The organism is Micromonospora krabiensis, assembly GCF_900091425.1.
In the GTDB taxonomy this organism is placed as follows: Bacteria; Actinomycetota; Actinomycetes; order Mycobacteriales; family Micromonosporaceae; genus Micromonospora; species Micromonospora krabiensis.
The window spans coordinates 5,881,075-5,904,658 of the sequence record NZ_LT598496.1; the positions used below are offsets into that span (position 1 = coordinate 5,881,075).

24 protein-coding genes, 1 tRNA gene and 1 pseudogene are annotated in these 23,584 nt (G+C 73.4%); 12 read left to right on the forward strand and 14 right to left on the reverse strand.

Going from position 1 to position 23,584, the window contains the following annotated elements:
* Nucleotides 1-20 precede the first annotated feature (20 nt).
* Nucleotides 21-1,157 carry a carboxylate-amine ligase gene (locus GA0070620_RS27050; RefSeq protein ID WP_091599430.1) on the reverse strand — a complete coding sequence of 379 codons (1,137 nt, stop codon included), beginning with the start codon at nucleotides 1,155-1,157 and terminating at the stop codon, nucleotides 21-23.
* A gap of 154 nt (nucleotides 1,158-1,311) precedes the next feature.
* Here GA0070620_RS27050 and GA0070620_RS27055 point away from each other — a divergent pair, with 154 nt between their 5' ends.
* The 3 genes from GA0070620_RS27055 (at nucleotide 1,312) to GA0070620_RS27065 (ending at nucleotide 4,031) form a co-directional block, all read left to right on the forward strand.
* Nucleotides 1,312-1,602 carry a DUF6412 domain-containing protein gene (locus tag GA0070620_RS27055; protein WP_231921986.1) on the forward strand — a complete coding sequence of 97 codons (291 nt, stop codon included), beginning with the start codon at nucleotides 1,312-1,314 and terminating at the stop codon, nucleotides 1,600-1,602.
* A gap of 120 nt (nucleotides 1,603-1,722) precedes the next feature.
* Nucleotides 1,723-2,538: a YidC/Oxa1 family membrane protein insertase gene (locus GA0070620_RS27060; RefSeq protein WP_091595462.1), complete on the forward strand. Its 816-nt coding sequence runs from the start codon at nucleotides 1,723-1,725 to the stop codon at nucleotides 2,536-2,538.
* Between the two features lie 71 nt (nucleotides 2,539-2,609).
* On the forward strand, nucleotides 2,610-4,031 hold the full coding sequence (locus GA0070620_RS27065) for a carbohydrate-binding protein (RefSeq protein WP_091595464.1): 1,422 nt from the start codon (nucleotides 2,610-2,612) through the stop codon (nucleotides 4,029-4,031).
* 21 nt (nucleotides 4,032-4,052) lie between these two features.
* Here GA0070620_RS27065 and GA0070620_RS27070 read toward each other — a convergent pair whose 3' ends face one another.
* Nucleotides 4,053-4,724 carry a DedA family protein gene (locus tag GA0070620_RS27070; RefSeq protein WP_091595466.1) on the reverse strand — a complete coding sequence of 224 codons (672 nt, stop codon included), beginning with the start codon at nucleotides 4,722-4,724 and terminating at the stop codon, nucleotides 4,053-4,055.
* Nucleotides 4,725-4,793: 69 nt separating this feature from the next.
* Nucleotides 4,794-5,402: a DUF1349 domain-containing protein gene (locus tag GA0070620_RS27075; RefSeq protein ID WP_091595467.1), complete on the reverse strand. Its 609-nt coding sequence runs from the start codon at nucleotides 5,400-5,402 to the stop codon at nucleotides 4,794-4,796.
* 68 nt (nucleotides 5,403-5,470) lie between these two features.
* On the opposite strand from GA0070620_RS27075, the gene GA0070620_RS27080 reads away from it, so the two are divergent.
* Nucleotides 5,471-7,117, forward strand: a complete 1,647-nt coding sequence (locus tag GA0070620_RS27080; RefSeq protein ID WP_091595468.1) for an alpha-amylase family protein — start codon at nucleotides 5,471-5,473, stop codon at nucleotides 7,115-7,117.
* Between the two features lie 67 nt (nucleotides 7,118-7,184).
* Here the strand turns inward: GA0070620_RS27080 and GA0070620_RS32825 are convergent, their stop codons facing one another.
* Nucleotides 7,185-7,328, reverse strand: a complete 144-nt coding sequence (locus GA0070620_RS32825; RefSeq protein WP_157741715.1) for a hypothetical protein — start codon at nucleotides 7,326-7,328, stop codon at nucleotides 7,185-7,187.
* A 207-nt stretch (nucleotides 7,329-7,535) separates the two neighbouring features.
* Between GA0070620_RS32825 and fabG the strand changes: the two genes are divergently transcribed.
* Nucleotides 7,536-8,294, forward strand: a complete 759-nt coding sequence (fabG, locus tag GA0070620_RS27085; protein WP_091595470.1) for a 3-oxoacyl-ACP reductase FabG — start codon at nucleotides 7,536-7,538, stop codon at nucleotides 8,292-8,294.
* 58 nt (nucleotides 8,295-8,352) lie between these two features.
* Here the strand turns inward: fabG and GA0070620_RS27090 are convergent, their stop codons facing one another.
* Nucleotides 8,353-8,769: a hypothetical protein gene (locus GA0070620_RS27090; protein WP_091595472.1), complete on the reverse strand. Its 417-nt coding sequence runs from the start codon at nucleotides 8,767-8,769 to the stop codon at nucleotides 8,353-8,355.
* Nucleotides 8,762-9,157 (reverse strand): hypothetical protein, encoded by a 396-nt coding sequence (locus GA0070620_RS27095; RefSeq protein ID WP_091599434.1) that lies wholly within the window; start codon nucleotides 9,155-9,157, stop codon nucleotides 8,762-8,764. The genes GA0070620_RS27090 and GA0070620_RS27095 overlap by 8 nt, the downstream gene beginning before the upstream one ends.
* 203 nt (nucleotides 9,158-9,360) lie before the next feature.
* On the opposite strand from GA0070620_RS27095, the gene GA0070620_RS27100 reads away from it, so the two are divergent.
* The gene (locus GA0070620_RS27100) at nucleotides 9,361-10,266 is read left to right on the forward strand and encodes a Gfo/Idh/MocA family protein (RefSeq protein WP_172836509.1); all 906 of its coding nucleotides are present in this window, start codon (nucleotides 9,361-9,363) and stop codon (nucleotides 10,264-10,266) included.
* 403 nt (nucleotides 10,267-10,669) lie between these two features.
* Nucleotides 10,670-11,467 carry an ErmE/ErmH/ErmO/ErmR family 23S rRNA (adenine(2058)-N(6))-methyltransferase gene (gene erm, locus GA0070620_RS27105; protein WP_091595474.1) on the forward strand — a complete coding sequence of 266 codons (798 nt, stop codon included), beginning with the start codon at nucleotides 10,670-10,672 and terminating at the stop codon, nucleotides 11,465-11,467.
* A 71-nt stretch (nucleotides 11,468-11,538) separates the two neighbouring features.
* Here the strand turns inward: erm and GA0070620_RS27110 are convergent, their stop codons facing one another.
* Nucleotides 11,539-11,730, reverse strand: a complete 192-nt coding sequence (locus GA0070620_RS27110) for a DUF2795 domain-containing protein (RefSeq protein ID WP_091595476.1) — start codon at nucleotides 11,728-11,730, stop codon at nucleotides 11,539-11,541.
* 128 nt (nucleotides 11,731-11,858) lie between these two features.
* On the opposite strand from GA0070620_RS27110, the gene GA0070620_RS27115 reads away from it, so the two are divergent.
* Nucleotides 11,859-13,115: an erythromycin esterase family protein gene (locus GA0070620_RS27115; protein WP_091595478.1), complete on the forward strand. Its 1,257-nt coding sequence runs from the start codon at nucleotides 11,859-11,861 to the stop codon at nucleotides 13,113-13,115.
* Nucleotides 13,116-13,136: 21 nt separating this feature from the next.
* On the opposite strand, the gene GA0070620_RS27120 is transcribed toward GA0070620_RS27115, so the two are convergent.
* The 3 genes from GA0070620_RS27120 to GA0070620_RS27130 all read right to left on the reverse strand — a co-directional run bounded on the left by GA0070620_RS27120 (nucleotide 13,137) and on the right by GA0070620_RS27130 (nucleotide 16,497).
* A complete protein-coding gene (locus GA0070620_RS27120; protein WP_091595480.1) occupies nucleotides 13,137-15,353 on the reverse strand; it encodes an MMPL family transporter in 2,217 nt (738 codons plus the stop codon).
* A complete protein-coding gene (locus GA0070620_RS27125; RefSeq protein WP_091595482.1) occupies nucleotides 15,353-15,928 on the reverse strand; it encodes a TetR/AcrR family transcriptional regulator in 576 nt (191 codons plus the stop codon). Before GA0070620_RS27125 ends, GA0070620_RS27120 begins: the two co-directional genes overlap by 1 nt.
* Before the next feature lie 119 nt (nucleotides 15,929-16,047).
* On the reverse strand, nucleotides 16,048-16,497 hold the full coding sequence (locus tag GA0070620_RS27130) for a winged helix-turn-helix transcriptional regulator (RefSeq protein ID WP_091595484.1): 450 nt from the start codon (nucleotides 16,495-16,497) through the stop codon (nucleotides 16,048-16,050).
* Nucleotides 16,498-16,637: 140 nt separating this feature from the next.
* Here GA0070620_RS27130 and GA0070620_RS33820 point away from each other — a divergent pair.
* From GA0070620_RS33820 to ligD, 3 genes and pseudogenes are all read left to right on the forward strand, one after another.
* Nucleotides 16,638-17,069: pseudogene (locus tag GA0070620_RS33820) on the forward strand (MFS transporter); the annotation flags it as partial.
* Nucleotides 17,066-18,019, forward strand: coding sequence for an MFS transporter (locus tag GA0070620_RS27135; protein WP_231921988.1), 954 nt, complete (start codon nucleotides 17,066-17,068; stop codon nucleotides 18,017-18,019). The pseudogene GA0070620_RS33820 and the gene GA0070620_RS27135, both read left to right, overlap by 4 nt.
* The gene (gene ligD, locus GA0070620_RS27140; protein ID WP_091595486.1) at nucleotides 18,019-18,978 is read left to right on the forward strand and encodes a non-homologous end-joining DNA ligase; all 960 of its coding nucleotides are present in this window, start codon (nucleotides 18,019-18,021) and stop codon (nucleotides 18,976-18,978) included. The genes GA0070620_RS27135 and ligD overlap by 1 nt, the downstream gene beginning before the upstream one ends.
* Nucleotides 18,979-19,103: 125 nt before the next feature.
* Here the strand turns inward: ligD and GA0070620_RS27145 are convergent.
* The 4 genes from GA0070620_RS27145 to GA0070620_RS27160 form a co-directional block, all read right to left on the reverse strand.
* Nucleotides 19,104-19,178: transfer RNA gene (locus GA0070620_RS27145), tRNA-Arg, on the reverse strand.
* 231 nt (nucleotides 19,179-19,409) lie between these two features.
* A complete protein-coding gene (locus GA0070620_RS27150; protein WP_091599438.1) occupies nucleotides 19,410-20,102 on the reverse strand; it encodes a winged helix-turn-helix domain-containing protein in 693 nt (230 codons plus the stop codon).
* Between the two features lie 229 nt (nucleotides 20,103-20,331).
* Nucleotides 20,332-20,994 (reverse strand): DUF305 domain-containing protein, encoded by a 663-nt coding sequence (locus tag GA0070620_RS27155; RefSeq protein ID WP_091595488.1) that lies wholly within the window; start codon nucleotides 20,992-20,994, stop codon nucleotides 20,332-20,334.
* A gap of 9 nt (nucleotides 20,995-21,003) precedes the next feature.
* A complete protein-coding gene (locus tag GA0070620_RS27160) occupies nucleotides 21,004-21,807 on the reverse strand; it encodes a DUF3105 domain-containing protein (RefSeq protein WP_091595490.1) in 804 nt (267 codons plus the stop codon).
* Nucleotides 21,808-21,907: 100 nt separating this feature from the next.
* On the opposite strand from GA0070620_RS27160, the gene argS reads away from it, so the two are divergent.
* Nucleotides 21,908-23,581, forward strand: coding sequence for an arginine--tRNA ligase (argS, locus tag GA0070620_RS27165; protein ID WP_091595492.1), 1,674 nt, complete (start codon nucleotides 21,908-21,910; stop codon nucleotides 23,579-23,581).
* Nucleotides 23,582-23,584 lie beyond the last annotated feature (3 nt).

Below are 23,584 nucleotides of genomic sequence, written 5' to 3' on the forward strand. Positions count from 1 at the left end.
GTCATCCTGTCACGCCACGCTCATCCGCGGGTCTGTCGCGCCACGTCCTGCACCACGTCCGCGAGCCGGCCGCCGCGGGCGAACACCGCCCGCTGCCGCGCCGCGCCGCTGCCGTGCCGGCGCAGCCCGCTCAGCAGGTCGTTCACCTCGTCCCAGTCCCCGTGCTGCTCGATCGCCGGGCGGACCCGCTCGACGAACCGGTCCAGCAGCTCCCAGGCCGGCCGCACCTCGCCGGTGGTCAGGTCCACCCCGTCGCCCTCCAGGCCGTCGTGGGCGGCGCGCCAGTGCGCGGCGACCAGCAGGTGGTGGTCGGTGCGGATCGCCGGACGGCCGGCGGCGATGTCGTCGATCGCGGTGGCGACCAGGGCCCGGACGAGAGCGGCGACCAGGACGGCGTCGTCCACCGACGGGCAGACGTCGCCGATGCGCAGCTCCACGGTCGGGTACTTGGCGGAGAGCCGGGCGTACCAGTAGAGCATCCCCTCGTCGAGCATCACACCGCTGGAGATCAGCTGGCGGATCAGCCGCTGGTAGTGCTCGTGCGACTCCAGGTACGGCGTCGGCGCGACCGACGGCCAGCGCTCCCACTCGACCGACCGCCAGCTCGCGTAGCCGGTGTCCTCGCCCTTGGCGAACGGGGAGTTCGCGGTCAGCGCGTGCAGGGTGGGCAGCCACGGCCGGACGTGGTTCAGCACCTGGACGCCGGTCTCCGCGTCGGGGATGCCCACGTGGACGTGCATGCCGTTGTTGCCGGGGCCGGGCACCAGCAGCCGGAACCGCTCGATCATCCGGTCGAAGCGGGGCTTGTCGACCACCGGGGGAACGGGGCCGTCGACGGGTCCGGTGCCGATGGCGAGCAGCCGTACGCCGGCCCGTTCGGCGGCCTCGGCGAGCGCGCCACGCAGCACCCCGAGCGAGTGCCGGATCGAGCGCAACTCCAGGCCGGGCGGCGTGCCGATCTCGATCTGGCTGGTCTGGAACTCCCGCTCCACCTGCCCGCGCAGCTCGGCCGGCACCTGCTCCAGGACCAGGTCGACGGCGGGCACCGCGGCGCCGGTGTGCGGGTCGACGAGCAGGAACTCCTCCTCGACACCCACCGTGAGCAGGTTCGTCCCGTCGGCCGCCCCGCTCGGCGCCTCCACCAGCTGGCCGGTCATCACCATCACCGTCCGTTCCTCCCGGCCGCGGCCCGTCCGCGCCGGTTGGGCCGGTGGTTACCCAGGGTGGCGACGGCCGGAAACCCGGTGCGGGCGCGTCGGCGGCGTGTCGCGCTCGCCGGAGCGCGTGACAGCGCGTTCTAGCCTGGGACCCGTGCCGGGACCATGGGGGATCGCGTTGGGGCTGTGGGCGTACGCGCTCACCCAGCTGGCCGCCGATCGGCCGGTCGTGCTCCTCGCGGGCGCCGCGCTCGGCGTGGCCGCCCTGCTCGCCGCCGTACTCGCGGCGCGGGCCCTGCTCCTCGGCGCCGCACCGGGGGTGGCACACCGGGCTGCCGGCCTACGGGCCCGCGCCCGCGACCGCCGCGTCCCGCGAAACGTCGACCCGGACGCACCCGGGCGACCACGTCCCCGCGCACCGGGCGTCCGTCTCTCGGCCGCCTAGCACCGATCCACGCCGGTCGTCCGGCCGGTGCCGTGCGGCCGATTCCGCCGTCCTCCGTCCCGCCGCCGGGTCGCCGTGCCCGGCCGGGACACCACCCGGAATCGGACCGAGGGATCTCCCATGCTCGCTTTCGCACCCCTGCACGACGCGGTCAGCGCCGCCGGCACCGCGCTCTCCGCCCTCACCACCCTGCTCGAACCGGTCGCCGGTGCCGCGGCCGCGGCCGCGGCCATCGTGCTGCTCACCGTCGTCGTGCGGCTGCTGATCTCCCCGCTCACCGCGGCGCAGGTCCGCGGCGAGCGCCGCCGGGCCGCCCTCGCGCCGCGGGTCCGCGAGCTCCAGCGGCGGTACGCCGACGACCCGCCCCGGCTCCAGTCGGAACTCTTCGCGCTCTACCGGTCGGCCGGCGCCAGTCCGCTCGCCGGCTGTCTGCCGCTGCTGGTCCAGGCGCCCTTCCTGCTCGTGCTGTACCGGCTGTTCGCGACCGACGAGGGCGGCACCGGGCTGCTCGACGAGCGGCTGGCCGGCGTTCCGCTCGGTCACCACCTGGCCGACGGACTGGGCGGCTCGGCCGGTCCGGTCTTCGCTGTCCTGCTGGCTACGCTGGTCGCGCTCGCGTTCTGGTCGTTCCGGCGGGCCCGGCGGGCGGCGGCCGGGACGGGGGCGCCGGCCGGACCCACGGGAGGGCCGGGGACCGGTGCGCCCGGGGCTGCTCCCGCCCGGGGGGCGGCGGGGGCAGGGAGCGAGGCGCCGGCGGTCGCCGCGCTCGGCCGGCTGCTGCCGCTGCTGCCCTTCACGACGGTGCTGGCGGCCCTGGTGCTGCCGCTGGCCGCGGTGCTCTACCTGGTGACCACCACGGCCTGGTCGGCGCTGGAGCAGGCGGTGCTGCGCCGGCCCCGGCCGGTGCCGGTCGAGGCCGACATCGATCGACATTGACAACTGTACGAGGGGCACGTACAACGGTCGTGAGAGCGCTCTCTCGACCGTCCCCGCAGAGAGGCACATCCATGAACCCTGTCCCCGCGGCCCCCGCCGCACCGCCCACCGCCCCACCGTCGCGACGCCGGTTCCGCCTGGCACTGGCCCTGCTCGCCGCCGCCACCACCGTCCTGGCCGGCGCCACCGTGACCGCCCAGGCCGCAGTGCCCCCGCCGCCGTCCGGCTGGAGCCTGGTGTGGAGCGACGACTTCACCGGCGCGGCCAACACGCTGCCGTCGTCGGCCAACTGGATCATCGACACCGGCACCAGCTATCCGGGCGGACCGCCCAACTGGGGCACCGGCGAGATCCAGACGTACACCAACAACCCGGCCAACCTGAGCCACGACGGCGCCGGAAACCTGCGCATCACGCCGCTGCGGAACTCCTCCGGTGGCTGGACCTCGGCGCGCATCGAGACGGTCCGCAGCAACTTCAAGCCGCCGTCGGGCGGGGTGCTCGCCATCGAGGGCCGGATCCAGATGCCGAACGTGACCGGCACGCAGGCGCTGGGCTACTGGCCGGCGTTCTGGGCGCTCGGCTCGCCGTACCGCGGCAACTACCAGAACTGGCCGGGCATCGGCGAGTTCGACGTGATGGAGAACGTCAACGGACTCAACTCCGTCTGGGGTGTGCTGCACTGCGGCGTCGCTCCCGGCGGACCGTGCGACGAGTTCAACGGGCGCGGCGCCTCCCGGGCCTGCCCGGGCAGCACCTGCCAGTCGGCGTTCCACACCTACCGTTTCGAGTGGGACACCTCGGTCAGCCCGCAGCAACTGCGCTGGTACGTCGACGGCCAGCAGTACCACACGGTCACCCAGAGCCAGGTCGGTGAGCCGTACTGGAGCCAGATGACCTCGCACGCCGGCTACTTCCTACTGCTCAACGTGGCCATGGGCGGCGGCTTCCCGAACGGGGTCGCCGGCTTCACGACGCCGACCTCCTCGACCGTCTCCGGCCGGCCGATGCTCGTCGACTACGTCGCGGTCTACAGCCGCGGCGGTGGCGGCACCCCGCCACCCAGCACGCCGCCGCCGTCCGGCGTGCGGGACGCGTACGCGACGATCCAGGCCGAGTCGTTCAACGCGCAGAACGGGGTGATCGTCGAGGCGTGCAGTGAGGGTGGACAGAACATCGGCGCGCTGCGCAACGGCGACTGGGTGCGCTTCGACAACGTCGAGTTCGGGTCCAGCCCGGCGCGGGACTTCGTGGCGCGGGTCGCGTCCGGCGCGGCGGGCGGCGTGAGCGGGCTGGTCGAGGTGCGACTGGACAGCCCGACCAACCCGCCGATCGGCAGCTTCGCCCTCGCGAACACCGGGGGTTGGCAGAGTTGGCGCTCGGTGCCGGGCAACGTCACGGCGACCACCGGCCGGCACACCGTCTACCTGACCTTCACCAGCGGCCAGCCGAACGACTTCGTCAACGTCAACTGGTTCACGTTCCGCCGCTGAGCGGAGCGGGCCGCACGCCGGTCAGCGGCCGGCGGTCACCGACCGCCGGTCGCGCCGCGTACGCCTGCGGCGGACCTTCTTCACCACCCACAGCGCGATCAGCACGACGAAGATCGCGATGATGCCGTAGTCGAACCAGGTGCTGTACCGCTCGACCTGGTGCCAACGGGAGCCGAGCGCGTAACCACCGCCGACGAAGATCGCGTTCCAGATGCCGCTGCCCAGCGTCGTCAACAGGACGAACTCGGGCAGCGGCATGCGGTTCGTCCCGGCGGGAACGGAGACCAGGCTGCGGACGACCGGCATCATCCGGCCGAAGAAGACCGCCCAGCGGCCGTAGCGCTCGAACCAGCGGTCGGCGCGCTCCAGGTCGTCCAGGTCGACCAATGGCAGCCGGTCCAGCCACCGCTTGAGCCGCTCCTCGCCGATCACCGCACCCAACCAGTAGAGGATCAGCGCGCCGGCCAGGGATCCGGCGGTGGCCGCGAGGCCCACCACCACCACGTTGAACCGGCCCTCCCCGGCCAGGTAGCCGGCCATCGCCAGGACGATCTCGCTGGGAATCGGCGGGATGACGCTCTCCAGCGCGACCAGCAGCGCGACGCCGAGTATCCCGGCCGCGTCGATCACCCCGGCCACCCAGCCGGTCAGCCCACCGAGCTGGGCCGGGTCGACGTCCTGGGCGTACGACATGGGGATCCTTTCCGCGGGGGAGGGGATCGTCCACCTGTACCCCGCGGTCGGGCGCTCACACCTCGCGGTTCACTCGTCCGGGTGCAGGGACGCGTCGGCCGGGCCACGCCGCCAGCCGGTGAACCGGACGGTCAGTCCGCCCCGCGTCGGGGAGCAGCAGAAGAGGCCGGCCAGTGTCGGGGCGGCCGGCGCGAGCGGCGCGACGCGGACGAGTCGCCACGGCTCACCGGTGACCCGGGCGCGGACGGTCAGCGCGTCGCCGGAGCGACTGGCCCGGACGGTCACCTCCCGCCCGGTCCACTCCGGCACCGGAGCCACCGACCAGTCCGAGAACTCCCGGGTCACCACCGCGCCGAGCTGGGGCTGGCCGTCGCTGATCTCCACGCCGGCCTTGATCCAGGTGCGCTCGTCCACCCGGACCAACACACCCGCCTGGTCGAACTGCTCGGTCCACTCCAGCCGGAAGCTCACCTCGACGGCCGCGCCGGTGGGGAACGGCGCGAGCAGCGCGGGTCCGTCGTCGTGGACGAAGCCGTAACTCGTGTGCCGCCAGAAGTCGCTGCCCTCCGCCGGCTCCACCAGAAGGTCGCCCTCCGGCGTGTGCTCCGCCCGCACCGGCTGGTGCAGCCAGCTCCCGGCGGACCAGTCGACCGGCTCCGTCCCGCTCCCGTCACGCATGCCGGCACGGTACCGCCCGCGACGCGGCGGGGTTTGCCGGGACGCCCGAGCGGAGAAGGGGTACGGGCATGGGTGACAGGTGGTACTCCGAGGCCGTCGTCTACTGCCTCGACATCGACACGTTCGCCGACTCCGACGGCGACGGGGTCGGCGACATCCGCGGACTCATCGGCCGGCTGGACTATCTGGCCCGGCTCGGGGTGACCTGCCTGTGGCTGCACCCCGTCCACCCGTCGCCGGACCGGGACGACGGCTACGACGCGACCGACTTCTACAACGTCGACCCGCGCTTCGGCACGCTGGGCGACTTCGCCGAGCTGCTGCACCAGGCCCGCAACCGGGGCATCCGGGTGATCATCGACCTGGTGGTGAACCACACCTCCGACCAGCACCCGTGGTTCCAGTCCGCGCGGTCGTCGCCGGACTCGCCGTACCGGGACTGGTACGTCTGGTCCGAGCACGAGCCCGCGGACCGCCACCAGGGCATGGTGTTCCCCGGCGAGCAGCACGAGACGTGGACGTACGACCGCACCGCGAAGGCCTGGTTCTACCACCGTTTCTACAAGTTCCAGCCCGACCTCAACATGGCCAACCCCGAGGTGCGCGCCGAGGTCAAGAAGATCATGTCGTTCTGGCTCCAGCTCGGCGTCTCCGGTTTCCGGATGGACGCGGTGCCGTTCATCATCGAGCTGACCGAGCCGGGCAACCCGGACTCGCCGAAGGACTTCGAGTTCCTCACCGAGCTGCGCCAGCACGTGCAGTGGCGCAGCGGCGACGCCGTCCTGCTGGCCGAGGCGAACGTCGAGCCCGACCAGCTGCCCACCTTCTTCGGCGACGGCGGCGGGTCGGGGAACCGGCTGCACATGCTCTTCGACTTCATGCTCAACGGCCGGCTCATGCTCGCGCTCGCCCGGCAGGACCCGGAGCCGGTGATCGAGGCGCTGCGGGACACCCCGACGCTGCCGGTCGGCGGCCAGTGGGCGACCTTCCTGCGCAACCACGACGAGATCGACCTGTCGCGGCTCACCGCCGAGCAGCGCAACGAGGTGTACGCGCAGTTCGGCCCGGACGAGGACATGCGCATCTACGACCGGGGCATCCGGCGCCGGCTGGCCCCGATGCTCGGCGGCGACCGGCGCCGCGTCGAGCTGGCGTACGCGTTGCAGTTCTCGCTGCGCGGCACGCCGGTGCTGCGCTACGGCGAGGAGATCGGCATGGGGGAGGACCTGTCGCTGCCCGGCCGGCAGTCGATCCGTACCCCGATGCAGTGGTCGTACCAGGAGAACGCCGGTTTCTCGACGGCGGAGCCGGAGAAACTGGTCCGGCCGGTGATCGACAAGGGTGACTTCGGCTACCAGAAGGTCAACGTCACCGCCCAGCGCGGCGACCCGCGGTCGCTGCTCGCCTGGTTCGAGCGCATGATCCGGACGCTGCGCGAGGCACCGGAGATCGGGTCCGGCTCGACCACCCACATCGACGTGGCGACGCCGCCCGGGGTGCTCGCGCACCGGGCCGACGGGCCCACCGGGACCATGGTCTTCCTGCACAACCTGGGCACCGAGGACGTGGAGGTGGACCTCAGCACGCTGGAGCCGGAGGCGGAGCTGCCGATCGACGTGCTGACCGACCGCGGCTACGGGGACGTCGGCAAGCTGAACGCGCTGAAGCTCGGCGGGTACGGCTACCGCTGGATCCGGCTGCGCCGGCGCGGCTGACGACGTGACGACAGGGGGCCACGGCGTGTGCCGTGGCCCCCTGTGCTGGTGCGGGTGTGCGCGTCGGTCAGCGCACGCCGAACGCGCGGATCACGGTCTGCGCGACCGAGTTGCCCGAACGGTCGGCGGCCCGGGCCCGCAGCGACACGTACGACGCGCCCTTCGGCGCCTTCAGCCGTGCCGTCCAGGAGCCGTCCTTCGTCCGGTCCACGGACTGCTTCTGCGAGGTCCGGCCGTCGTCGTACGAGACCTCCAGCTCGACGGTGCCGACGCCACCGCCGCCGGTGACCCCGGCCAGGTGCGCGGCGGAGACGGTCAGGTCGGTCTTGCACGATGTAAAACGATGATCATCTCTGACGCCGGCTGCTCGGCGGGGGTTAAGCTCCTTCGATCGAGCTCAAGTTACCGGGAGGTAAGCATGTCGGAGGAGTCCTGCGTCGCCATCGTCACCGGCGCCGCGCGCGGCATCGGCGCGGCCACCGCACGCCGGCTCGCCGCCGACGGCCTGGCGGTCGCCGTGGTCGACATCGAGGAGTCGGCGACGAAGGAGACCGTCGACGCGATCGCCGCCGCCGGTGGCCGCGCCCTCGGGGTGGGCGCCGACGTCGCGGACCGTACGCAGGTGGAGGCCGCCGTCGAGCGCGTCGCGGCCGAGCTGGGCGCGCCGACCGTGCTGGTCAACAACGCGGGTGTGCTCCGCGACAACCTGCTGTTCAAGATGAGCGACGCCGACTGGGACACCGTTCTGGGCGTGCACCTGCGTGGCGCCTTCCTGTTCAGCCAGGCGACGCAGAAGCACATGGTCGACCGGAAGTGGGGCCGGATCGTCAACCTGTCCAGCACGTCGGCCCTCGGCAACCGCGGCCAGGCCAACTACTCGACCGCCAAGGCCGGCCTCCAGGGCTTCACCAAGACCCTCGCCATCGAGCTGGGCCCGTTCGGCGTCACCGTCAACGCGGTCGCGCCCGGTTTCATCGTGACCGACATGACGGCGGCCACCGCCGCCCGGATGAAGGTCGACTTCGAGGCGCTCCAGCAGCACGCCGCCGCCGAGATCCCGGTACGCCGCACCGGGCGGCCGGAGGACGTCGCGCACACCATCTCGTTCCTGGTCAGCGAGGGTGCGTCCTTCGTGTCCGGCCAGGTCATCTACGTCGCGGGCGGACCGAAGGGCTGACCGGCCCGGCCCGGGCGGGTGGCCGTTCCGTCGCGACGGCGGCCACCCGGTGCCCGGGTCAGCGGGGGCTGGTGCGGGTGCGCCAGAGCCAGAAGAGGCCGAGCAGCGGGAGCAGCAGGGGGATGTAGCCGTACCCGCTGCCGAACTGCGACCACACCGTCTCGTCCGGGAAGAGCTGCCTGTCGACGAGGCTCAGGACGCCCACCACGAGCACCCCGACCAGCTCGACCGAGCAGCAGGCCAGAGCCAGCCGGCGTCCGGTGTGACCGGCCCGGGCCAACCCCACGGCCGCCACGATGTAGATCAGCGCGGCGACCGCGGAGAGCAGGTACGCCACCGGCGCCTCGTCGAACTTCGTCGCGAGCTGCAACCCGGCCCGTGACGTCGCCGCGATCGCGAACAGGATGTAGACGGCGATCAGCAGCCGGCCGGGGCCGGTGTTCGTGGCCCGCCGACGGGGCGCGGTCTCAACCACCGAGCACCTCCCAGGTCTGCTGGAGCCGGACCACGACCACCGGGGTCACCAGGCAGACCGCACAGACGATCCCCGAGCCCCAGCGGGTCGGTTCCATCCGGGCCAGCACGGCCGCCAGCGGCGGCAGGCACACCAGCGTCACCAGGTAGCCGAAGAAGGCCCCGGGCTCACCGGGCCGCTCCCCGCCGGCCACGGCGACGACGGCCACCACGGCCAGCGCGAGCAGCGCCAGCTCCAGCACGGCCAGGCCGATGAACTGCCCGCGGTCCGGCGGCCGGTTGCGCGCCGCGAACACCAGCGCCCACAGCGCGAGTACGAGCGACAGCACGATCGACGCGGTGGCGAGGACGCCGTCCACCGGCGATCCCGCGGCGGCGGCACCGGTCATCGGGGCCACCCGGTCCTTGGCTCGGTCACCGGCACAGCCTACTAACCCCTGTAGTAACCACCCCCGGACCCCGCCCCGCGACACCGGTCGGCCCCGGTCCACGGTGACGTCGGGCCCCGCCGCCACCAGCGCCCGGGCCGTCGTACTAGCGTGGATCACGGGTCGCGGCGCCGCCGCGGCGGACGACGACGGCGGGGGTTCTCGTGCTGCGGTTCGGCTTGTTCGGCACCGGTCACTGGGCGACGGAGACGCACGCGGCCGCGCTCGACGCGCATCCTCGGGCCCAGTTGGTCGGTGTGTGGGGGCGCAATCCCGAGCGGGCCGCCGCCCTCGCCAACCGGTACGACGTGCCCGCCTTCGACGACGTCGACGCGCTCCTCGACGCCTGTGACGCGGTCGCCGTCGCCCTGCCGCCCGACGTGCAGGCGGACATCGCCGTCCGGGCCGCCACCGCCGGCCGTCATCTGCTGCTGGACAAGCCGCTGGCGCTCACCCTGAAGGACGCCGACCGGGTGGTCGAGGCCGCGCAGAGCGCCGGTGTCGCCTCGGTGGTCTTCTTCACCCAGCGCTACCAGCCGAACGTGACCGCGTTCCTCGCGGCGACCGCCGCGGCGGGTGGCTGGCAGCACGCCCGGGCGACCATGTTCACGTCGATCTACCAGCCGGGCAACCCGTACGGGGAGTCGCAGTGGCGTCGCGACCACGGCGCGCTCTGGGACATCGGCCCGCACGCGCTGTCGATCATCCTGCCGGTGATGGGCCGGGTCACCCAGGTCGCCGCCATGAACGGCCCGAGCGGGATCGTGCACCTGCTGCTCACCCACGACGGCGGCGCGACCAGCAGCGCCTCGCTGACCCTGGACGCGCCCCCCGAGGCGTCCGCCCGCGAGATCGTGTTCTTCGGCGAGAACGGCATCGAGAGCGCTCCGGCGCCGCAGACCGGCCCGGCGACCGCCTTCACCGTGGCGATCGACCAGCTGCTGGAGGAGGTCGAGGCGGGCACCCGGGACCACCGCTGCGACGTGCGCTTCGGCCGCGAGGTGGTCGCCATCCTGTCCGCCGCCGAGACCGCCCGCACCGAGTCCCGAACGGTTCCCCTCCCCGCCTGACCCCCCCCGCGCCGCGCGCTGTCGATCATGGAGTTGTCGCCGCCCGCCTCGGTGCGTCCGGGCAAGAACCTCATGATCATCGGGGCCGCACCCGGCGCGCGGCCCGGGGTGGGGTGGTATTTGGGTCGCGGTAGGGCGGCGGGCTGGTTAGCGTGGCGGACATGTTCGCGCATGCCCTGATCGAGGTGGCCGGCACGCCGGCCGCCCGGGGCCCCCTGCTGGCGTCCCGTCCGCGAGTCCGGCGTCCGGCCCTGGCCGGCCGGGACGCGACCCGCGACTGACCGCAGGCGCACGTCCGCGCCGTCCCCAGGGCCGTCCGAGTCCCCGATCCTCTCGGACAGGCCCCGCTTCGGGCTGCCTGTCCGCCCCGTCGCCGCAGCGGCGACAGACAGGACGACGACACGTGGCGCCCCGCCGTACCCGAGCAACCGAACGCGACCGGTCCCGTCGCGTACTCTCCCAGAACTTCCTCGCCGACCCGGCCACCGTCGCCCGGGTCGTCCGGTCGGCCCGACCGGATCCGCACGGCCTCGTCCTGGAGGTCGGGGCCGGTCGCGGCCAGCTGACCCGACCACTCGCCGCCGCGTGCGGGCGGTTGGTGGCGTACGAGGTCGACCCGGTGGCCGCCGCCGACCTGGCCGCGGTCTGCGCCGCGCTGCCGAACGTCCGGCTCCGGCAGGCCGACTTCCTCGCCACCGAGCCGCCCGACGAACCGTTCGCCGTGGTCGGCAACATCCCCTGGTCGTTGACCTCGGCGGTGGTGCGCTGGTGCCTGGCCGCCCCGGGGCTGCGCGCGGCGACGCTGCTCACCCAACTGGAGTACGCCCGCCGGCGCGGCGGCGACTACGGGCGGTGGACGCGGCTGACCGTGCTGACCTGGCCCGAGTTCTCCTGGCGGCTGGCCGGACGGGTGTCCCGCGTCGCGTTCCGCCCGGTGCCCCGGGTCGACGCGGGCATCCTGCGCATCGACCGGCGGCCGGAGCCGCTGCTGTCCCCGGCGGCGCTGCCCGCGTACCGGGGAATGGTGGAGTTGGGCTTCGGCGGCGTCGGCGGCTCGCTCGCGGCCTCGCTGCGGCGGCGGTATCCGCCGGGGCGGGTCGCGGCGGCGCTGCGGGCGACGCGGCTGGACCCGGCCACCCCGGTGGGGTACGTCTGGCCGGAGCAGTGGCTGGTCCTGTTCCGCCTGCTGCACGCCCGCTGAGCGACTGGGGGCGCCGGAGGCTGGGTGCGCCCGGTCCGACGGCGCGGGCGGAATCGGTCCCGCCCGCGCCGTCAGGTCACGGTGCCGAGCGCGTCCTGCAGTTCGGCGGGGGACTCGAACTCCTCCACCGGCAACGAGCGCAACATCTGCAACATCTGCGTGCTCGCCCCGTTCTCCTGCCCCCAGCGGACGAGGTCCTCGCGGGAGACCGGGTAGTCGAGCCCGGCCAGGTACTCCTGCCACTGCACCCCGGTGACGGTCATGCGCGGCGGCTACCCGTTCCGCCCGGCGACACACCGCCCACCGCCGCCGGGAGGCCGGGGGCTCGGGTCGGCGTGTCGGGGGCGGCACGCCGACGGTTTGCCCGCCGGACCGCCGGGTAGCCGCGAGCATGCTGGTACAGCGGCTCGGCGCGCCGAGCGACTTCGACCCCCTGTTGGAGCGCGTCCGGAACGCCCGGGTGGTGATGATCGGCGAGTCCACGCACGGCAGCTACGACTACTACCGGCTGCGGGAACAGCTCACCCGGCGGTTGATCGCCGAGTGCGGCTTCTCGTTCGTGGCCGTCGAGGGGGACTGGCCGGACTGCGACCGGGTGCACCGGTCGGTGACCGGGGCCCCGGACGGGATCCCCGACCCGCAGGTCGCCCTGGAGCACTTCGAACGGTGGCCGACGTGGATGTGGGCGAACGCGGAGGTGTCCCGGTTCTGCCGCTGGCTGCGCGCCTGGAACCTGGAGCGCCCGGAGGCGGAGCGTGCCGGTTTCCACGGGCTGGACGTCTACAGCCTGTGGGAGTCCATGCAGGCGATCTTCGACTACCTGGGCGAGGAGGACCCGGCGTCGCTGGAGGTGGCGCAGGACGCGTACCGCTGCTTCGAGCCGTACGGCAAGCGGGTCGAGGAGTACGGCGCCGCCAGCCGCTTCGTCTCCGCCCGCTGTGAGGAGGAGGTGGTGCGGCTGCTGGCCCGCACCCGGGAGCAGGCGCTGTGCGACGGGCCGGACAGCTTCTCGGCCTGGCAGAACGCCGAGGTGGTGGCGGGTGCCGAGCGGTACTACCGGGCGATGGTGGCCGGCGGCCCGGAGTCCTGGAACATCCGGGACATCCACATGCAGGACACCCTGGACCGGCTCCTCGACCGGTACGGCCCGGACGCGCGAGGCGTCGTGTGGGCGCACAACACGCATGTGGGCGACGCGCGGGCCACCGACATGTCCGCCGACGGGATGGTGAACATCGGCCAGTTGGCCCGGGAGCGGCACGGCGCGGACGCGGTCGCGCTGGTCGGCTTCGGCTGTTACCGGGGCACGGCGGTCGCCGCGCCGCGCTGGGGCTCGCCGGCCGAGGCGATGGTGATGCCGCCGGCCCGGGAGGGGTCCATCGAGCGGCGGCTGCACGAGCTGCTGCCCGAGCGGGCGGTGCTGGTCTTCGGCGGTGAGGACCAGCCCGGGTGGGTCACCGAGACGGCCGACCACCGGGCGATCGGGGTGGTGTACGACCCGACGTTCGAGTCGTGGGGCAACTACGTGCCGACCCGGCTGGGCGAGCGGTACGACGCGTTCATCTGGTGCGACGAGACCACCGCCCTGCATCCCCTGCCCGCTCACGCGATGACGGGCGAGTTGGAGACCTACCCGGCGGGCGTGTGACCCGCCGGGCAGGTGCTCGCGTCAGACCGGGGTCGGAGTCCGCTCGGCCAGGTGGGCGCGCAGGCCCTCGCCCTCGATGTCGACGTTCGGCAACGCCTTGCCGAGCCAGCGGGGCAGCCACCAGGCGCGGGAGCCGAGCAGCGACATCACCGCCGGCACGATCGTCATCCGGACCACGAAGGCGTCGATCGCCACACCCACGGCGAGCGCGAACCCGATCGACTTGATGACCGGGTCGTGCAGGAAGAACACGAAGCCGCCGAACACCGAGATCATGATCAGCGCGGCGGCGGTGACCACCCGCGCACCGTGTCCCATGCCGTTGATCGTCGCCTGCTGGGCCGTGTCGCCGTGGACGAAGTCCTCCCGCATCCGGGAGACCAGGAAGACCTCGTAGTCCATGGCCAGGCCGAACAGGATGCCGATCAGCAGGATCGGCAGGAAGCTGATCAGCGGACCCGGGTCGTCCAGGCCGACCAGGTCGGCCAGGTGGCCCTGCTGGAAGACGGCCACCGTGATGCCGAACGTGGCCGCGACGGTGAGCAGGAAGCCCAGCGCCGCCTTGACCGGCACGAGCAGCGAGCGGAACACCAGCATCAGCAGCAGGACCGAGAGCCCCACCACGAGCAGCAGGTAGACCGGCAGCGCGTCGGCGAGCTTCTCGGACACGTCGATGCCGATGGCGGTCGCGCCGGTCAGCAGGACGTCCGCGTCGCGGATGCCGCTCACCGACTCACGGATGTCGTGCACCAGGGTCTCCGTGTCGGCGTCCGTGGGGCCGGTCTTCGGCACCACCCCGAGCAGGGCGGTCCGCCCGTCCGGGCTGAGCTGCGGCGGGGCCACGGCGAGCACGTTCTCGGTGCGCTGGACCAGCGCGGTCACCTGGGGCACGGCAGCGGCGGTGGCCTGCGGGTTGTCGCCGGCCACGACGACGGCGAGCCGCCCGGTGAAGCCCGGGCCGAAGCCCTCGCTGATCAGGTCGTGGGACACCCGGGCCGACGAGCCCGCCGGCGCGGTGCCGGCGTCGGGAAGGGCCAGCCGCATGTCCGGCGTCGGCACCGCGAGCAGCCCCAAACCGAGCAGCCCGACCAGGATCACGGGTACGCGCAGCCGGGTGACCAGGCGCGCCCAGCGGAAGCCGAAGCCGGACCGGTCCTCGGCCGGGGCGGTGTGGCCCGGCTCCTCGTCGGCCGGGGCGTCGGTGGCCGGCGCGGCCGGGACCGCGGAGCGCAGTCGGCGTGGCAGCACCCGGCGGCCGGCGAAGCCGAGCAGCGCCGGCTGGAGGGTGAGCGCGACCAGGACGGCCACGGTGACGGTGCCCGCCGCGGCGAGACCCATGACGGTCAGGAACGGGATGTCGACCACGGCCAGGCCGGCCAGCGCGATGACCACGGTCGCGCCGGCGAAGAGGACGGCGGAGCCGGCGGTGCCGACCGCCCGGCCGACTGCCTCGTCGGCGGGCAGCCCTTCGAGCAGGTGCTGTCGGTAGCGGGACGTGATGAACAGCGAGTAGTCGATGCCGACCGCCAGGCCGAGCATCAGCGCGAGGATGGGCGCGGTGCTGGTCAACTCGACGACGCTGCTCAGCGCGAACAGGCCGGCCATGCCGACGCCCACGCCGATCAGCGCGTTGAGCATGGTCATGCCGGCGGCCACGAGGGAGCCGAACGTGATGACCAGCACGACCGCGGCGACGAGCACGCCGATCGCCTCGGTCGAGCCGACCTCCGGCTCGGCGTTGAGCACCTCACCGCCGGAGGCGACCTGCCAGCCCTGCGCCTCGGCCGACGCGCCGACCCGCTCGTACGCGGTGCGCTGCGCGTCGTCCACCTCGTCCGCGCCGGTGGCGAACTGGACCTGCACCAGGGCGTACCGGCCGTCGGGGGAGACCGCGCCGACGCTGAACGGGTCGACCGCCCCGACCACGCCGGGCAGGGTGCTCGCCTTCTGGACGACCTCCTTGACCACGGCCTGGCCCTGCGGCGTGGTCAACTGGCCGTCGGCGGGCGCCTTCAGGGCGATGGTGCCGGTGGCGCCGCTGGCGGCCGGGAACTGCTCGGCGAGCAGGTCGAGTGCGCGCTGGGACTCGGTGCCGGGCATGGTGAAGTTGCTGGCCGTCGGGCCGCGCAGGGTCGCCGCGGCCAGACCGAGGCCGACGAGCACGACGAGCCAGACCGCGACGACGAGTCGCCGGCGGCGCAACGAGCCCCGGCCGAGCCGGTAGAGCAGGGTCGCCATCAGGTTTCCTTGTCCTGGGTCGGAGATGGGTCGGGAACGGGTTCGAGGGCCCGCCGGGTGAGGGCGAGCAGGGCCGGGCGGAGTTCCTCCTCGGGGACCTCGACGAACTCGGCGCAGCCCTCGGAGATGCCGGCGAGCAGCACCAGCGCCGCGATCCGCGCGGCGGGGCGGTCGGTGTGCCCGGCGAGCGCGTCCAGCAGGCGTTCCGAGATCTGCTGGATGTGCGCGAACGCGGGCTGTTGCAGCAGTTCGGGGAACTCGCCGCGGAGCAGGGCGATCTCCCGTCGGAAGCGGACCGCCAGGTCGACGAAGCCCTCGGCCGCGGCCTGCTGCGCCGCCGCGCCGGTGAGCCCCGCGAGCCGCTCGTCGAGCGCCCGCAGCACGGAGATCGCCGGGGCCATCAGCTCGGTGAGCAGGGCCTCCTTGTTGGCGAAGTGGTACAGCACGGTCGCCTTGGAGCAGCCCACCTCGGTGGCGATGTCCTGTAGGGACGTGCCCCGGTAGCCGGTCGCCCCGAACAGCCGCGCCGCCGCCGCCAGGATCTCCCCGCGTGTCTCCGGTTCCGCCCGCCGCATCGTCGGTCACCTCCCGACCACCAAGCATGCCTGACCGATCGGTCAGAGCCTGACCGATCGGTCAGGCGAAAAGCGTGGCATTCCCCACAGGGATGGGAGGTTTGGAAGCTCCGCGAGGGTCAGGCGGCGCCGCGGGCCGCGCGCTGCGCCTCGTCGTACGCGGTCCGGGCCGCGGCGATCGTGTTGCGGTGCCGCTCGGCCCAGTTGGTGAGGGCGACGAGCGATTCGTAGAGCTCCAGCGCGATCGGGGTGGCGACGTACTCGACCTTCGGCGGCACGGTCGGATACACGGTGCGGTGCAGCAGGCCGTCCCGCTCCAGGTTGCGCAGGGTCAGCGTGAGCATGCGGCGACTGATCCCCTCGATGTGCCGCTCCAGCTCGGTGAAGCGCACCGGGCCCTGGGAGGCGGCCACCAGGATGCCGATACTCCACTTGCCGCCCACCCGGTCGAGGACCTGGCGGACGGTGCAGGCCCGGGCCTGACCGGGGGCGAAGGGCAGGTCGTCCACGTCGCCGCAGTCGTTCACCCCGCCGAGCTCCACGGACACATCGCTGTTCCCCTGGGACATCAAAGTGCCTCCTTCCGCTCCCTCCGATGGTCACAGACGATGACGTCGGTAACAAAGCGTGCACCAAAGGAGGCGTACTCATGGCCCGGTCCGATCGTTCCCGCTGGCCCGCCCTGCTGGTGCTCTGCGCCGGCAGCCTGATGATCATCTTCGACGGCAGCATCGTGGCGGTGGCGCTGCCCGAGATCCAACGCGACCTCGGCTTCACGGCCACGGGTCTGGCCTGGGTGGTCAACGCGTACCTGGTCGCCTTCGGCGGGCTGCTGCTGCTCGCCGGCCGCCTCGGCGACCTGCTCGGCCGGCGGCAGGTCTTCCTCGCCGGGGTCGGGCTCTTCACGCTGGCGTCGCTGCTCTGCGCCACGGCCGCCGGACCGGCGACGCTCGTCGGCGCGCGCTTCCTCCAGGGCGTCGGCGGGGCGCTGACCATGGCGGTGAGCCTCGGCATGATCGTGCGGCTCCATCCCGAACCGGCCGAGCGTGCCCGGGCCATCGCCGTCTTCAGCTTCACCGGCGCCGCCGGCGCGTCGATCGGCACGGTCGCCGGAGGTGTGCTCACCGACCTCGCCGGATGGCGGTCGATCTTCCTCGTCAACCTTCCGATCGGCGCGGCCATCCTGTTCGCCGCCGTACGCCGGATCGCCGTCGACCGCGGCGTCGGCCTGCGCGCCGGGCTGGACCTGCTCGGCGCGGTGCTGGCCACCGCCGGCCTGATGGCGGCGGTGCTGGCCATCGTGGGCACCGGGGAACACGGCTGGACCTCGGCCCGCACCGTCGGCGCGGCCGCGGTGGCGGCCTGCTCGGCGCGTTCGCGCTGCGCCAACGGACCGCCACCGTCCCGCTGTTCCCACCCCGGGTGCTGGCCACGCCGGACCTCGTCGCCGCGAACGCCGTCCAGTTCCTCACGGTCGCCGCCTTCTTCGGGTTCCAGTTCCTGCTCGCGGTGGAGCTGCAACTGGTGCTCGGGCTCGACGCGGCCGCCACCGGCTGGGCCTTCCTGCCCACCCCGGTGGTGATCGCGGTGACCTCGCTCGGGGTCGCCGGTCGGCTCGTCGCCCGGTACGGCGCCCGCACCGTGCTGCTGGCGGGGCTCGCCCTCGCGGTGGTCGGCTTCCTGCTGCTCGCCCGGCTGCCCGCCGACGGCCGTTACCTGACCGACGTCCTGCCCGCGATGCTGGTCTTCGGTGTCGCCGGCGGCCTCACGCTGCCCGCGGTGACGACCCTCGCCATGGCCGGTGCGGGGGAGGAGGACGCCGGGCTCGCCTCCGGGCTCGCCAACACGACCCAGCAGGTCGGCGGCGCGTTCGGCCTCGCCGCGCTCGCCACCCTGGCCGCCGGGCGCGCCGCCGGTCTGAGCGCCCGTGGCTGGGTGGAGGTCGAGGCGCTCGCCGCCGGCTACCGGACCGCGTTCGCGGTGGCCGCCGGGCTGGTCACCGTCGCGCTGCTCGTCGCCGTGGTGACGCTGCGCCGGCCGGCGCGCCGTGTCCGGTTGACCAGCGAACGCGAGGCCGGGAAGGTGGGTTGATGGCGACGGCGGAGGAGACCCGCGGCGGGGTGGCGCTCACCAATCTCGACCAGACTCTCTTCGAGGGGGCCGGGGCCACCAAGCGCGACCTGGTCGACTACCTCGACGCCGTCCGGGAGAGCATCCTCCCGCAGCTTCGGGACCGGCCGCTGTCGGTGATCCGGGCGCTGCGCGGGCAGGCGCCGTTCATGCAGAAGAACCTGCCGAAGTACACCCCGGAGTGGGTGCGCCGGGTGCCCGTCTGGGCCGAGGCGTCCCACCGCGAGGTGTCGTACGCGCTCTGCGACGACCGTCGGACCCTGCTCTGGTTCGCCAACCAGCGGGCCGTCGAGTACCACCCGACCCTCGCCCGCGCCGACGACCTCGGTCGACCCACCCACCTGGTCCTCGACCTCGACCCGCCGGAGGGCGACTCGTTCCCCGCCGCGGTGGGCGCCGCGCTGCTGGTGCGGCAGGCGCTCGCCGACTCCGGCCTGGCCGGCGCGGCGAAGACCAGCGGCGCGAAGGGCGTCCACGTGTTCGTGCCGATCGCGGAGGGGCACGACGCCGAGGAGTCGGCCGCCGCCACCCGGGCGCTCGCCGCCCGCGCCGAACGGCTCGACCCGGCGCTCGCCACGACCGCGTTCATCCGCGAGGACCGGGGTGGGCGCGTCTTCGTCGACTCCACCCGGGCGGGCGGGGCGACCGTGGTCGCCGCGTACAGTCCGCGGCTGCGGCCCGGGCTGCCGGTGTCCTTCCCGGTCGACTGGGCCGACCTGCCCGAGGTGCGGCCCGCCGACTTCACCACGCGTACGGTCCCGGGGCTGGTCGCCGGACGCGACCCGTGGCTGGGTCTGCTGCCCGCGCCGCAGCGGCTGCCGGTCGAGCTGATCGAGGAGGGCCGGGCCATCCCGGTGGCCCGGGTGCAGGCGATGCACGAGGGCAAGCGCCGAGCCCGCGCCCGCCGCCAAACCGGCTGACCGGGTTGGCGCGGCGGCTCCGGCTCTGCCGGCCGGCGGGGTCGGAGCGCTTCCGGGCAAGATTGCCGGCCGGAGCCGGAGGAACGAAGAAGCCCGGGCCAGCGGCCCGGGCTTCGGCGTCCTACTGGTGCCCCCGGCAGGATTCGAACCTGCGCCCCCGCCTCCGGAGGGCGGTGCTCTATCCCCTGAGCTACGGGGGCTCAGCGACTGGAGAAGACTAGCAAACGTCCTCCCGGAACGCCGAATCGGTATCGCGCGTCGCCCATCGCCCGGATCGCCAACGGCCGCGCTGCTCGGCACGCCGGCCGCGCGGTCGCTGGGCCGCCGACGACCGGACCGTGCCCCGACGCGCCGCGGCGGGCCGGGGTGACCCGCCGTCGGCCGGCGACGCCCGCGCGCGGCCCCGTCGTCGCGCGGCGAGGGCGCGACCGTCAGGCGGCGACGGCGCGACCGCAGCTGGGCAGCGGGTGGAGCACGATGCGTCGGGGCAGCCGGCGCGGCCACTCGTTGCGCGCCCAGGAGCCGTCCACGATCAGGTGCACCGTCCGCTGCTCCTCGCCGCTGAGCCGCAGCACGAAGTCGCGGGGGAGCGGCGGGTCGACGGTCGGCGTGGTGATCATGAATCGCACCCGCCCCCGGGACGAGACGGCGGAGATCACGTCGGCGGCCGGCATGGTGCCGCGCAGCCGGACCCGGCCGATCCAGTAGACCTCCGCGAGGTGCTCCTGCGCGGCCCGGGTGATCGCCGGGTACTCGCTGCGCACCCAGCGCTCGACCGCGCCGACGCAGAGCCCGCACGCGCGCTCCCGGGGCTCCCGCGGACCCAACCCCCAGGCCCGCAGGTACGCCCCGACGGCGCCGGCGTCCAGCGGCACGTCGAAGCGGCTCTGGATGAGGGCGGTGAGGCTCTGCCGCGTCCACAGCTCCTCGTCCAGGCCGAACTCGTCCGGGTGGACGCCCCGCATCGCGTCGATCAGTTCGAGTTCCTGTTCGCGGCTGAGCATTCCCGGCTCGCCCTGCCGCTGTCCGCGACGGACGGCTGCCACCGCCCCGTCACCGCCGATGGTGTGGCGCCGGCACCAGCTGGTGACGGAGCGCCGTGCGTCTCTGAGTGCAACCCCCACGTCCTGCGCAACGAGCCCGAATCGCATCTGGTCACGATATGTGTGGAGAAAACTCTCCAAGCCACTCAATAGGTCACACCGGCCAAATCGCCCAAAGCTTCCCGGGGTCGGTCGGCGACCCCGCGACTCGCCCGACATCGCCGTGCCCGGACGTGCGAGAGGCCCGGGTCCGCCGGTGTTCCGGCGACGACGCGGGCCTCTGGCAGAGGTGGGCGGGCGTGCCCTGGGCTCAGCCGCCCAGGCGCTTGAGCGCGTTCCGCAGGTTGGTCAGGTCGGTCTGCTGGGTGTTCTTCATCGTCTGCGCCGTCCGGACCACGTCCGGCTCGTCGCTGGCGTCGAGCACCCCGTCGATCATGTGGATGCCACCCAGGTGGTGCTTGATCATCATGTTGAGGAACAGCACGTCGAACGCCCGCCCCTGGGCGGCGCGCAGCTGCTCCATCTCGGCCGGGGTGGCCATGCCCGGCATCAGCCCGTCCTTGACGGTGGCCATGCCCTCGGGCATCCACGCCATCCGGGGCTGCGAGCCGGTCGGGTCGAGGCCCCACGACCGCAGCCAGGTCTGCATGGTGCCGATCTCGCCCTGCTGCCCACTGGCGATGTCGCCGCCGATGCCGCGGACCTCCGGGTCGGTGGCCCGCTGGAACGCCATCAGCCCCATCTCGACCGCCTGGGCGTGGTGGGCGGTCATGTCCCGGGCGAATCCGGCCTCGACCGAGGTGTCACCCGGACGGGTCAACCGGGGCGTCAGCAGGCCCCCGGCGTAGCCGAGGACGAGACCGACCACGACGGCGACGGCCACCGCCACCAGGCCGTACCGTCGGCCGGCGCCCCGGCCGCCGTCGGCGGCCGGGGTCTCGGGCGTGCTGTCCAGCGTCGCGGGAGCCGTCATGGGAAGTCCTTACTGGGTGGGCATCTGCTGCTGGAGGTTGTCCCGCGGCGTGGTGCCGGTGGCGGTGACGCCCTGGTTGCACAGTGCCGTGGGGCCCTCGATCGAGGCGTTGACCCGCAGGGTCTTGATGAACTCGTCGATCCGGCTGTCGTCGGCGTTGTCGACCTTGAGCTGGAAGCCCCAGGCCTGGAGCGAGATCGGCTTGTCCAGACCCTCGAACGGGCTCATGAAGGTCTTCTCGTTGCCGCGCACCTTCTCGGCGAGCTTGCTCACCTGGTCGGCCGGCAGGTCGGGGCGGTAGGTGATCCAGACCGCGCCGTGCTCGAGGCTGTGCACCGCGTGCTCGTTGGCGATCGGGGCGTCGTAGACGTCGCCCATGCAGTTCTGCCAGGCCTGGTTGTGCGGGCCGGCCACCGGCGGGAGGATGCTGTACTGGATCTGGCCGGGCTGGTGGTTGCTGCCCTTGACCAGCTCCTTGTCCTTCTCGCGGTAGTTCACGACGCCGCTGATCGAGTCGGCCCGCTCCTCCCACGGCTTGGAGCCCTGGAAGGCGGCCCAGCCGCCGTAGCCGATGATGCCGACGGCGAGCACGCCGACGGCGACGAAGAGCGCGATCGGGCCCCAGGAGCGCCCCTGGCTCACCTTGACCGGGGTGACCGGCTTGCGGGGGCCCTTGCCGCCGCCGCGCGGGCCGCCCGCCGGCTTGCCTGCTCCGGCCTTGGCACCGGCCGCGGGCCGGCCGGCCGCCGGCTTCTTGCCCGTGCTGACCACGGTCGGGCGGCGCTGCTCGCCGCCCGGGGTGCTGATGCTCATCGTGCCTCGTCAGGTCGGTCGGTCGGGGGAGCCGGCGGGCCTCGTCCACATCCCGGGTCGCCGCCGCGGGGACCGAGTCTACCCCCGATAACATGGTTCGGTGACTCCCGCAGAACTCGCCGAGGTCGTCCTCGCCGCAGCCCACGCCGTGCTCACCGACCGGGGCCTGGACAGCTCCGTGCTGCCGGAGCGGACGACGGTCGAGCGACCGCGCAACCCCGAGCACGGCGACTACGCCTCGACGCTGGCCCTGCAGCTCAGCAAGAAGGTGGGGGTGCCGCCGCGCGACCTGGCCGGGGCGCTCGCCGAGCAGCTCGGCAGGGCGCCGGGGGTCAAGTCGGTCGAGATCGCGGGTCCCGGGTTCCTCAACATCCGGCTCGACGCGGCCGCCGCGGGGCAGCTCGCCCGCACGATCGTCGAGGCCGGCGCCGACTACGGCCGGAGCGAGCGGCTCGCCGGCCAGCGGATCAACCTGGAGTTCGTCTCGGCCAACCCGACCGGGCCGGTGCACATCGGCGGGGTCCGGTGGGCCGCGGTCGGCGACGCGCTGAGCCGGCTGCTCCGGGCCACCGGCGCCGACGTCGGCACGGAGTACTACTTCAACGACGCCGGCTCGCAGATCGACCGGTTCGCCCGCTCTCTGCTCGCCGCCGCCAAGGGTGAGGCGGCGCCGGAGGACGGCTACGGCGGGGCGTACATCGCGGAGATCGCCGCGGAGGTCCAGGCCCGCCGGCCGGAGGTGCTGTCGCTCGACGAGGCCGCGGCCCAGGAGGTCTTCCGGGTCGAGGGCGTGGCGCTGATGTTCGACGAGATCCGCTCGTCGCTGCGCGACTTCGGGGTCGAGTTCGACACCTACTTCAACGAGAAGGACCTGCACGACCGGGGCGAGCTCGACCTCGCCCTGGCCCGGCTGCGGGAGCAGGGTCACGTCTTCGAGGCCGAGGGCGCGACCTGGCTGCGCACCACCGAGTTCGGTGACGACAAGGACCGGGTCCTGCGCAAGTCCAACGGCGAGTGGACCTACTTCGCCGCCGACTGCGCCTACTACCTCGACAAGCGCGAGCGTGGCTTCGAACGGGTCGTGATCATGCTCGGCGCGGACCACCACGGCTACATCGGCCGGATGAAGGCGATGGCCGCCTGCTTCGGCGACGACCCGGAGCGCAACCTGGAGATCCTCATCGGCCAGCTGGTCAACCTGGTCCGCGACGGCGCCCCGGTGCGGATGAGCAAGCGGGCCGGCACGGTGGTCACGCTGGAGGACCTGGTCGAGGCCATCGGCGTGGACGCCTCGCGCTACGCGCTGGCCCGCTACTCCAGCGACTCGCCCATCGACATCGACGTGGAGCTGTGGACCCGGGCCAGCCGGGAGAACCCGGTCTACTACGTGCAGTACGTCGCCGCCCGGACGGCGAGCGTGGCCCGCAACGCGGCCGAGGTCGGGCTGACCCGCGGCGATGCGGACGACTTCCGGCCGGAGCTGCTCGGCCACGAGAAGGAGAACGAGCTGCTCAAGGCGCTCGCCGAGTTCCCCGCCGTGGTGTCCACCGCCGCTGAGCTGCGCGAGCCGCACCGGGTGGCGCGCTACCTGGAGGAGAGTGTGGCGCCGGCGTACCACCGGTTCTTCGACGAGCCGGCCTGCCGGATCCTGCCGCGTGGCGACGAGCCCGTCGGCGACGGCAACCGGGCCCGGCTCTGGCTGAACGACGCGACCCGCACCGTGGTCGCCAACGGTCTGCGCCTGCTCGGGGTCTCGGCCCCGGAAAGGATGTGACGG

Excerpts from the sequence above, each read along its gene's own strand:
- GA0070620_RS27050 (WP_091599430.1), bottom strand. The coding sequence starts at position 1,157 with ATGACCGGCCAGCTGGTGGAGGCGCCGAGCGGGGCGGCCGACGGGACG.
- GA0070620_RS27060 (WP_091595462.1), top strand. The coding sequence starts at position 1,723 with ATGCTCGCTTTCGCACCCCTGCACGACGCGGTCAGCGCCGCCGGCACC.
- GA0070620_RS27065 (WP_091595464.1), top strand. The coding sequence starts at position 2,610 with ATGAACCCTGTCCCCGCGGCCCCCGCCGCACCGCCCACCGCCCCACCG.
- GA0070620_RS27070 (WP_091595466.1), bottom strand. The coding sequence starts at position 4,724 with ATGTCGTACGCCCAGGACGTCGACCCGGCCCAGCTCGGTGGGCTGACC.
- GA0070620_RS27075 (WP_091595467.1), bottom strand. The coding sequence starts at position 5,402 with ATGCGTGACGGGAGCGGGACGGAGCCGGTCGACTGGTCCGCCGGGAGC.
- GA0070620_RS27080 (WP_091595468.1), top strand. The coding sequence starts at position 5,471 with ATGGGTGACAGGTGGTACTCCGAGGCCGTCGTCTACTGCCTCGACATC.
- fabG (WP_091595470.1), top strand. The coding sequence starts at position 7,536 with ATGTCGGAGGAGTCCTGCGTCGCCATCGTCACCGGCGCCGCGCGCGGC.
- GA0070620_RS27095 (WP_091599434.1), bottom strand. The coding sequence starts at position 9,157 with ATGACCGGTGCCGCCGCCGCGGGATCGCCGGTGGACGGCGTCCTCGCC.
- GA0070620_RS27110 (WP_091595476.1), bottom strand. The coding sequence starts at position 11,730 with ATGACCGTCACCGGGGTGCAGTGGCAGGAGTACCTGGCCGGGCTCGAC.
- GA0070620_RS27115 (WP_091595478.1), top strand. The coding sequence starts at position 11,859 with ATGCTGGTACAGCGGCTCGGCGCGCCGAGCGACTTCGACCCCCTGTTG.
- GA0070620_RS27120 (WP_091595480.1), bottom strand. The coding sequence starts at position 15,353 with ATGGCGACCCTGCTCTACCGGCTCGGCCGGGGCTCGTTGCGCCGCCGG.
- GA0070620_RS27125 (WP_091595482.1), bottom strand. The coding sequence starts at position 15,928 with ATGCGGCGGGCGGAACCGGAGACACGCGGGGAGATCCTGGCGGCGGCG.
- GA0070620_RS27130 (WP_091595484.1), bottom strand. The coding sequence starts at position 16,497 with ATGTCCCAGGGGAACAGCGATGTGTCCGTGGAGCTCGGCGGGGTGAAC.
- GA0070620_RS27135 (WP_231921988.1), top strand. The coding sequence starts at position 17,066 with ATGGCGGTCGATCTTCCTCGTCAACCTTCCGATCGGCGCGGCCATCCT.
- ligD (WP_091595486.1), top strand. The coding sequence starts at position 18,019 with ATGGCGACGGCGGAGGAGACCCGCGGCGGGGTGGCGCTCACCAATCTC.
- GA0070620_RS27155 (WP_091595488.1), bottom strand. The coding sequence starts at position 20,994 with ATGACGGCTCCCGCGACGCTGGACAGCACGCCCGAGACCCCGGCCGCC.
- GA0070620_RS27160 (WP_091595490.1), bottom strand. The coding sequence starts at position 21,807 with ATGAGCATCAGCACCCCGGGCGGCGAGCAGCGCCGCCCGACCGTGGTC.